The organism is Bacillus sp. MAG717A (genome assembly GCF_036884855.1).
Taxonomy (GTDB): domain Bacteria; phylum Bacillota; class Bacilli; order Bacillales; family Bacillaceae; genus Bacillus; species Bacillus safensis.
The window spans coordinates 1,050,681-1,061,412 of sequence record NZ_CP145733.1; the positions used below are offsets into that span (position 1 = coordinate 1,050,681).

At 46.1% G+C, this 10,732-nt stretch carries 1 protein-coding gene; it reads right to left on the reverse strand.

The features are described 5' to 3' along the window. Positions 1 to 12: 12 nt before the first annotated feature. Complete coding sequence (locus tag V6Z54_RS05435) at positions 13 to 10,713, reverse strand: amino acid adenylation domain-containing protein (protein WP_338527792.1); 10,701 nt, start codon at positions 10,711 to 10,713, stop codon at positions 13 to 15. Positions 10,714 to 10,732 lie beyond the last annotated feature (19 nt).

The window sequence follows — 10,732 nt, forward strand, 5'->3', positions numbered from 1 at the left end:
TCTCGTGTGTTGTTAAGTCAATTTCTCCTCAAGCATGTCAAAAATGTCGTCCATTTCATCCATTTCAAGGTCAGCCGCAGAGAAATCACTTGGCGTAAATTCCCGTTCTTGCTGCGCTAAGCAATGGGTGATGATGGATTGGATTTTTTCCTTCAACAATGCCATGAACTGCTGTATCGTCTGTTCTTCATATTCACTTGCACAATAGGAACAAGACAAAATGAATCGAGTGTGTTGAACAAGACCACTAAGGTTCAGCTTATAAACAGCTTCCGAATCAGGGCTTGCTTGTCGTCCCATATCATAAGTCGACGGCCCAAAGAGTTCTGTCGTCACTTCCTGATCAATCTGTCCAAGATAGTTCAAGCTGATTTCAGGATGTACGTGGTGTCCTGACGGTTCAGTGGCTGTCATGTATTTTAAAATCCCGTAGCCAATCCCTTTATTTGGCACACGGCGCAGCATTTCTTTCGTTCCTTTAATAGCATCAGCTATGGTCTGATCCGGCTTCGCCTCAAGAACAACTGGATACATACTCGTAAACCAGCCAATTGTGCGAGAGACATCCAGCCCTGATAAAATATCCTCTCTTCCATGACCTTCAAGCTGCACATGTACATGGGACTCACCTGTCCACTCTTGAACAGCAAGACCGAGAGCACATAAAAGAATATCGTTCATTTCCGTTGTGTACGGCAGATGAATATCGGTCAAAAGATGCTCAGTTTCTGTTTCTGTCAGCTGCATTTGAACCGATTTGGTTTCGGCAACTCTTCTTTTCGTCACTTCATGATCAACAGGTAATGCGGTTAATGGTTTGCTTTCAATTTCTGCCCAATACTCCCGCTGACTTTTTAATGGCTGTGACTGTGCATAACGTTCAATGGCCTCTGCCCATTCTTTAAAGGAATGAGTTTTCAGCGGCAGGACAAGGGCTTGTCCCTGAGATGCCTGCTGATATAGAGACATAAAGTCCTCTAGTAAAATTCGGCATGAGACACCGTCAATAACTAAATGGTGTGTCACAATGAGTAAATGATCGCCATCTTCTGCATGGAAACAAATCACTTTCATCAATGGACCTGTTTCGAGGTTCAGCTGACGCTGATACTCATTGGCAATTGTGGAAATTGCCTTTTTCACATCGTGCTCTTTTGAGACATCATGAGAAATAATCGCTATCGGTTCCGGTAGCTCCCGCTGGTTGTATTGCAGGATGCCGCTATGTTCCTGCTTGTATACCATACGCAGTGCATCATGATGTGAAAGTAGTTTTTGCATGACTTGTTCTGTAATGGAAAGGTCAAATCCATTTGGCGCATGAAGCATCATCGAGAGATTCCAATGGTGCTGATCGCTGAATGCTCGTTCAAAGAACCAGCGTTGAATCGGTGTTAAAATGACTTCTCCTTCGACAGGTGATTGGTCGGCTGTGAGAAGATCGGCTTCCTCGATATATGGTCGCAGCTCTGCAATCGTTGGGTACTGGAATAGAAGTTTCATATCGAGCTTCCAGCCTGCTTGCGTGAGTCGGCTTGCCATTTGGATACCTTTAATCGAATCTCCGCCAAGGAAAAAGAAGTGATCGTGAATACCGACTTGGCTGACGCCAAGGACATCTTCCCAAATGCCGCAAAGCAGTGTTTCAACTTCATCTCTTGGTGCTTCGTATATCGTTTGGTTCGCTTCGATATCAGGAGCTGGCAAGGCTTTCAGATCAACTTTTCCATTGGCCGTCATTGGAAATTGGTCTAGCTTGATGATCCATGATGGCACCATGTATTCTGGCAACGTTCGTTTTAGGCTTTCTTTTAAGTCTTCTGCATCAGTATCGTTCTCCGTGATCACGTAAGCGGCAAGGGCGTCCTGATCACTCGCATCTTTGACCGTTGTCACGACGGCTTCTTTCACCGAATCCAGCGTCAGAAGCTGGGCTTCAATTTCTGACAGCTCAATACGGAAGCCGCGGATGTTGACCTGATGGTCTATTCTACCGAGATAGATCAGCTCGCCACCCTCTGTCCATTTCACTAAATCGCCTGTGCGGTACATGCGCTCGCCTGGATAAAATGGATCTGGGACAAATCGTTTATCTGTTTCCTCCGGAAGATTCCAGTAGCCCCTTGCCAGTCCTTTTCCTGCAATCACGAGCTCACCCGGTACGCCTGGCGGCGATAGGTCATATAACGAACCCATGATGTAGAAACGAGTATTGGCAATCGCTGTTCCAATCGGAATCGTGCTTTGATCTGGGTCGATGACTCCACTTGTCGCTACGACTGTATTTTCAGTTGGACCGTAGTTATTGACGAGTTCATATGGAACTGGCTTCACCTGTTTCAGCTTGTCTCCACCTGTTAGTAAATAACACAGAGAATGGTTGTCCATTGACATAAACTGCTCACATAACTGCGTTGGCAGGAAGGCAATGGTGATCCCTTCTTCATTGAAATACGCATTAAGCTTGATCATATCGAGGCGAATTGCTTCGTCGATGATATGCAGCTCTGCGCCAGCGATCCACGTCGGGAACATCTCCCAAATGGAGGCGTCAAAGCCAAAGCCTGCATATTTCGCAGTTCGATCCTTGTTCGTCACTTGGAACGCATCATTGTGCCAGAATGCAAGATTCACAAGAGACTGGTGCTCGACCATGACACCCTTCGGCTGTCCCGTCGTCCCAGACGTGTAAATCATGTAGGCAAGATCCGTTGGTTTGATCTGAACCTGAATCTCGTGAGCTTCTCCCTCTACCGCATCTTCTATGAACAGGATATGACCTGTGAATGAAGGTGGTGCAGTAAGTCCTTTCTGCATCAGAAGTACCTCTGCCCCGCAGTCTTCCAGCATGTATGCAATACGCTGCGCTGGATAATCTGCATCAATCGGAACAAATGCCGCACCTGACTTGAGAACGCCAAGGACAGCAGCTGTCATGTCAAGAGATGGGCGGGTGAGAATGCCGACGCGGTCTCCTGGTTTTGTGCCGCTTGCGATGAGCCTTGAAGCGACTACATTCGCCCGGCTGTTCAGCTCTTTATACGTCCAGCTCGTTCCGCAGAAGGTCGCCGCTTTTTGATGCGGTGCTCCTTGTGCCTTCGCCTCAATCAGGGCATGAACGGTTTGATCTGACGGGACGTCTAGGACAGGTCCTGACCATTCATTGATCAGCTCTCGTTTTTCCTCTTCAGTTATGAGAGATAGCGCTGAAATCGGCTGATTCAGCTTAGTCACCATATCGTCTATGATTTTTTCAATATATCGGCTCCAGCGCTGAATGGTGCTCTTTTTAAACAGAGCCGCTGCATACTCAAAGCGCAAGCCCACTTGATCATTTTCTTCAAATACACCAAGCGTTATATCAAATTTTGCATGAACGGTATCTTGCTGCTTTTGTGACAGCTTGAGTCCATTCAAATCCGGTAACGTCAGGTCACGGTCATCTGTAGTCAGCATGACACTAAACAATGGATTGCGGCTCGTGTCTTTCGAAAGATCTAACTGAGCCACCAATTCCTCAAACGGAAATTCTTGATGTTCATAGGCTGATAGGCTGCGATCTTTCATTTTTTCAAGCAGCTGTGCTGTCGTGTCTTCTGGCTGCACTTCGTTTCGAAGAGCAAGCGTATTGACAAACATGCCTGGAACTCGTTCGATTGAAGCATGCGTACGTCCTGCGGTTACAGCGCCTATGACGATATCTGTCTGCCCAGTTAATTTCGAAAGGAAAATGGCAAATGCTGTTTGCATCACCATGTTCAAGCTCACACCTTTTTCCGCCATGAGCGTTTTGATAGATTGCACCTTTTCAGCAGACAACCATCTATCGACTCGCCCTCCTTCAAATGACTGAACTTGAGGACGCGGAAAATCAAGGGGCAGCGCTAAGTCTTCTGGCGGCTGTGCATATTGCTCCAGCCAATACTGCCGCTGCTTCTCAAGGAGCGCCTGCTGATTTTCTTCCTGCTGCCATACCGCAAAATCCTTGTAATGCAGCTGAACTGGCGGTAACGTCTTTTTCTCATAAAGCTCTGCCAGTTCTTGAATAAGCAGGCTACGTGTGACACCGTCTGCAATGATATGGTGCATATCCATCATGAATACATATTTCTCATCAGAAAGCTTCGCCACTTTTGCTCTCATTAATGGTGCTTGATGTAGTGAGAATGGTGTAATGAATGACTCGATGACAGACTGCTCCTGATCGCCCTCGATTTCATCAACCTCTAATGTAAACGGCACTTGGCGATAGACTTTTTGAACGGGTACGCCGTCAATTTCTACAAACGCTGTCCGCAACGATTCATGTCTGTCGATCAAGGCTTGAAGCGCTGCTTCTAGCTGCTTCACATCAAGGCTGCCTTCCATCATTAAAACGGCTGGCATATGATAAGTGACTGCTTCTGGATGCAGCTGCTGCAGTACATACATCCGCTTTTGAGCAGAAGAGACGGGATAGAAATCTTGCTTTTCCGCCGGCTCAATGGATGTAACCACCGAAGAATCCGTTTCGTCCAAGTAGGCAGCCATCGCTCGTATGGTTGGTTTTTCAAAAAGGACTTTGAGCGGCACATGCTTGTTCAGCTTTGCTTGCACCTTCGAAATGAGCACCATGCCCTTGAGGGAATGACCTCCTAATTCAAAGAAGTGGTCAAGAACACCCATTTGTTCCACCCCAAGAACTTCTGACCAAATGTCACACAGCGTCCGCTCAAGTTCCGTTTCTGGTGCCACATGCGCCGTACGGTTCATATGCACTTCATGCGGAAGCGGCAAAGACTTCGCATCCACCTTTCCATTTTGGGTAAGTGGAATGTGATCGACTTTCACAAAGTACGTTGGAATCATATAATCCGGCAGTGTCTCCGCAAGATTTTCTCTAAACGTCAATGTTCCAATGTGTTCAGGCGCTGTGTAATAGAGTGCAAGCTCCGGCAAACCGGACAGGTGCAGAACTTTCACATAGACTTCTTGAATAGATGCCAGAGCACGTGCGGCATGCTCAATTTCCTGTTTCTCAATGCGATAGCCGCGGATTTTCACTTGATCATCGACTCTTCCAAGAAACTCAATATCTCCATTTGCATGCTGTCTGACCAAATCCCCTGTTCGATACATTCGCTCTTGAGGGTCATATGGATTTTCAAGAAAACGTTCCGCTGTTAACTCAGGCTGATTCAAATATCCTCTCGACACGCCTTCCCCAGATATATAAAGCTCTCCCGGCGCGCCGTAAGGGACAAGACGCTGCTGCTGATTGCATACGAGTGCTCTAGTGTGTGCAATTGGCTGCCCGATCAAAGATCGTTCCTTCAGAGCGTCCAGCTCTTGCGGTGTGATCAGCTTGGTCACTGTACCAATGGTTGTCTCAGTCGGACCGTAATGGTTCATTACTGCCACGCATGGATGCTGCTTCATAAATGTTTCAACATCCTCAGGAATGATCGGTTCTCCTCCAAGTACCACTAGGCGTAAAGCGTTAAATGAATGTTCCTTAGAATCTGCCATCATATGAAATAAAGATGGTGTCATTTTGATATAAGTCAGCTCTTGTTCATCAATCAAACGCATCAGACGTACAGGGTCTGTATACACCTCTTCACGAGGAACATAGAGTGTCCCCCCTGCTTTTAAAACAGGGAAAATGCTTGTGTAACCAAGATCATATGCATAAGAAGAAAGCAGTGCTGTCCGATCACATTCTTGCAATGTCACCTCATTTGTCAGCCAGTTGACATAGTGTGATAGATTACGATGCGTGAGCTGTACTCCCTTCGGCTTCCCTGTTGTCCCAGATGTGTAAATCACATAAGCGAGCTGATCAACTGATACTTCCGGCAATTCTAACGGATGGCTTTGATGCACTGCTTGTTCAACCTGAACCACTTGAATCGACTTGCGATTTTGATAGGAATCAGCAAGAGACTCATTTGTCACGATGACTTGTGCACCTGAATCCTCTAATGTGTAGCGGATTCGTTCAGCCGGAAAAGCTGGATCAATCGGGACAAACGCTCCTCCTGCTTTCATCACACCAAGCATGGAGACGATCACATAGACAGAGCGGTCAAGAATCAGTGCCACAGTTTTTTCTTTCTCGACGCCTCGTTTCTTAAGTTCACAGCTAAGTGCATGTGACATGTCTTCCAGCTCGCGGTAGGTGAGTTTTCTTTGATCATCCATGACGGCAATAGCATCCGGTGTTTCCTTAGCCTGACGTGAAAATTGGACATGGAATGGCTCATGACGATTCGTTGGCCCTTCGGCTTTTTTCTCCAGACGCTCTATTTGTTCATGCTGATCCAGTATACAGAGCAAGCCGATCTGTTCCTCTGGATGACGAACCGCCTCACGAATAATCGCTAGGAGGTGAGTTCCGAACCGGCGGACGGTCTCTTCTTTAAATAACGCCGCTGCATAGTCAAAGCTCAGTTTTAATGCTCCCTCGCGTTCAAATGCTTCTAAAGATAAATCAAATTTGACCGAGTGATGCTGAATGGCATAAGGCGAAATGTTCAGATCGCCGAGCTTTAACGCTGGAACCTCCATGTTCTGCATGTTAAATGACACGCTAAAAAGCGGGCTCCGAGTTGTATCACGGTCTAACGGAAGATGTGCAATTAACTCTTCGAGTGGATAACTTTGATGTGCAAAAGCGTCAACACTTGTTTCTTTTATTTCTTCAAGCAGCTGCAAAAATGTTTTGGTTTGTTCTGGTTTTCCGCGCAATGCAATGGTGTTAATAAACATCCCCGGCATGTCCTGGATATCAGGGTGTGTCCGTCCAGCAACAGGCGAACCCACAATGATATCTTCCTGACCGCTATAGGAGGCAAGCAGCACTTGAAAGGCGGATAACAAGAACATATACATGGTCGTATCGGTTTTCTGAAGCAGTTCATAAATGCGCTGAGTCGTTGCTTGATCACAGCCAAACATGAATCGTTCTCCAGAAAAATCACGTTCTGCTGGACGCGGATAATCAGTTGGCAGCTCTAAAACCGGTAAATCTCCTTCAAATTGCTTCAGCCAATATGCTTCATGCTCCTTCAGTTTCTCCGTTTCTTCTTCACTTAGCTGCCAGACAGCGTAATCTTTATAATGAATGGCTCTTTCAGCAAGAGCTTCTCCATCATAAGCCTTCGCCAAATCTTGAATGAACGTCTTCATGGAGCTGCCATCTGTAATGAGATGATGTGCTTCCAAAACGAGAAGATGACGATTCTCACTGACCTTTAGCAGCTGAGCTCGTAAAAGGGGTGCCGCTGTTAAATCAAATGGCGATTGACGTTCAGCAAGAAATGCCTCAGCCTCTTCTTCCTTGATGTCATGAACAGGAAGGTCAAATGCTGACCATTCATGCACCCTTTGGACAATGTCTTCCCCATTCATATGAAAACTCGTTCTTAAGATTTCATGCGTTTGGATTAACTGATTAAATGCTGATTTGAGACGCTCATATTCGAGTGTTCCTTCAAGCGTTAAGACGATCGGAATGTGATAATTCGTGCTGTCAGGTTCAAGTGTCTGCAAAATGTATAAACGGCGCTGAGCTGGTGATACCGGATATTCGCCCGCCTGCTCTGCTGGTAAAATAGGATGTCCAGCATCTTCTTGACCTTCCTGATCGATGTAAGCCGCTAATGAGCGAATCGTCGGCTTCTCAAAAATCATTTGAATCGGCACTTCCTTTTGAAGCGCTTCTTGAACCTTCGCAGACATCATCATCGCCTTGAGCGAGTGCCCGCCAGCCATGAAGAAATGCTCGTCTATCCCAATCGTTTTTCCAAGAAGCTCCTCCCAAATGTCAGCTAGTACCTTTTCTGTCTCGGTCTCAGGCGGCATGATTTTGATCTCTTCGCGATGCACTTCGTTCGGCTTTGGTAAAGCTTTTCGATCTACCTTCCCGTTCGTTGTCAGTGCAAAGGTATCCAGCTTCATCACATAGTGCGGCACCATATAAGCTGGCAGCTTTTGATTGAATACATCTCGCACCTCTTCTTCTGTGAGTCTCCCTGTGAAGTAGGCGATGATTTCCTTTTCTTCTGAAGAAAGCTGCTGAACAAGTACAACCGCATCATCGATACCCGTTTCTTGGCGAAGCACCGTTTCAATTTCACCAAGCTCAATACGGAAGCCTCGAATTTTCACCTGATCATCTGCACGGCCAAGGAATTCGATCTGACCATCCGCACCATATCTAGCCAAGTCACCTGTTCGATACATCCGTCCTGATGGCTTAAAAGGATCTGCCATGAATACTTGATCAGTCAAATCTGGACGTTTGATGTACCCTCTTGAAACACCGTCCCCGCCTACATACAGCTCTCCTGGCGCTCCAATTGGCTGAAGTCTTTGATAGTCATCTAAAATATAAGCTGACGTATGATTGATCGGCTGACCAATTGGGATCGGACCCGTTTCATCTCCTCTTACTTCGTAAATGGTCGAGATGGTTGTATTTTCTGTTGGGCCATAGACATTCAGCAAGGTAAGTGATGGATGATGCTTTTTCACAAGCTCTGCACTTTTCTCATTGATCACATCACCGCCGGTGAATAATGTTTTTAACCCTTTGAACATTTGGGGCCGCTGCTGAGCGAGCTGATTAAATAAACCAGTCGTTAAAAAGAGCGCTGTGATCTGATTTGTTTGGATAAATTGATCGAATCGGTTTATATCCAATAAAGTATCACGGTCAACAGGATAAAGCGTCGCCCCATTCAGAAGCGTAGTGAAGATTTCAAGAGTAATCGCATCAAAGCTGACAGCTCCTGTATGCGCCATACGATCCGACGTGTTCAAGCCCAATTTCTCCTGAGAGCATGCTAACCTCACAATATGCTGATGCTCAATTTGCACTCCTTTAGGCCGTCCAGTTGATCCCGATGTGAACATGATATATGCCAATTGAGATGGAGACGTCTCGACTGATAACTCCGCTTGTGAGTGATGAGTCATGCCGGTCACATGTATTGCTTTGATGCTTTCATCAACCGGCGGCTGGCTGTCAGCATAGAGCAAAATGGCTACGCCGCTGTCTTCAAGCATCCAACGGATTCTCTCCTCAGGCTGAGCTGGATCAATCGGCACATAGGCAGCCCCTGCGTGTAAAATGGCTAAAATGGCGATCACCGCATCCGCTGATCGGTTCATATACACCGCGACTGCATCCCCCGGCTGAACGCCGTTTTCTACAAGGCTGCTGGCTAAACGACGGATTTCTTGTCCAAGCTCTTCGTATGTGAATGTTCGCTCGCCTTCGACTAATGCCAGGTGGTTTGGCTGCGCTTTGATACGTTCATTGAGCAGCTCGGGAATGGACAGGTGCTTCGGATAATCTCGCTCCGTCTGATTCCACGCTGCAATCTGCTGCTTTTCTTCTTCTGTGATACATGTCACTTCATGAAGATACATGTCAGGATTTTGAATGATTTGCTTTATGAGATTGGTCAGATGTTTCGATATATTTTCAATGACTTTTTCTTCAAACGCCACCGCATTGTATTTGATTTTCAATGTCCACGTTTCACCCGGATAGACAAGAAGATTCAGATCGAAATTCGTTTGTTCAAATCCGTCCTTTACATCAATGGCAAAACCGAGACGTGCAGACATGGTGTCACCAGACAGCTCCTGATCTAAAGGATAGTTTTCAAACCCAACCAAATGATCAAAGAGCTTTCCTCCAGCAGCTGTTTTCTGCTGAATGTCATAAAGCGGCATAAAATCATAGTTTTCCGCTTCCAGTGCATGCTGTTGAACCTTTTGAAACAGCTGTTTGAAGGTCTGTTCCTGATCCAATGTCACCCGAACAGGTATCGTATTGATAAACAGCCCTGCCATTCGCTCAATTCCAGACACACTTGGAGGTCTGCCCGATACGACTGTTCCGAATGTGACATCATCTGCTGCATGATAGGTGCTTAAAAGAACGGACCAGACAGCCTGAAAAAGGTTCGGTGCTGTCACTTGGCATTGTCTTGCCGCATCTTGAATGGCTTGTACCGTTTGTGCATCCCATGTAAACGTCCATTCCTGATGGTCATATTGTCCGTTCGCCTCTTTTTGCTGCAGCAGCCCTTGGTGCTGAACGGCACCATCCAGCCGCTCCTTCCAATAGTCTTCCGCTTCTTGTTTGTTTTGCTTTCCAAGCCACTGGATATAGTCCGCATAAGGCTTACCTTGTGAGCGATCCGGGGTTCGGCCGTTCCGATAAGATTCATAGTAATGAAACAGTTTTTTCATCAAAACACCCATGGACCAACCATCCATGATGATGTGATGGTTGCTCCAAATCAGGTGCCAGTTTGTTTCATTTAATTGAAAAACAGCGACTTTCAACAACAGATCATTCGTTAAGTGAAACCCTTGCTTTCTCACTTGCTTTTTATATTGATCCAATACCTTTTTCTGCTCTTGATCATTCAGATGAGATAGATCCTCTCTATACACATCTAAATGACGTTCAGCCAGTACAACCTGACGAGGCTTTTGTAATTGCTGATAGACAAAGGCTGTACGCAGAATGTCATATGTCCGTACGAGTTCATTGAGGCTCTTTTCAAAAAGATCGAGATCAAAATCTCCGCTTATTCCAAGCTCAAGCTGTGTGAAATAAGAGGAGGAATCAGGGTCTAGCATGGCATGATACAGCATGCCCTCTTGCATTGGTGTTAAAGGATATACCTTTTGAATTTTCTGCTTGCTCATAAGTCCACCTCTTCATTTT

Bases quoted from the DNA above. Each gene is read 5' to 3' on its own strand.
- V6Z54_RS05435 (WP_338527792.1), bottom strand. From the start codon at position 10,713: ATGAGCAAGCAGAAAATTCAAAAGGTATATCCTTTAACACCAATGCAA.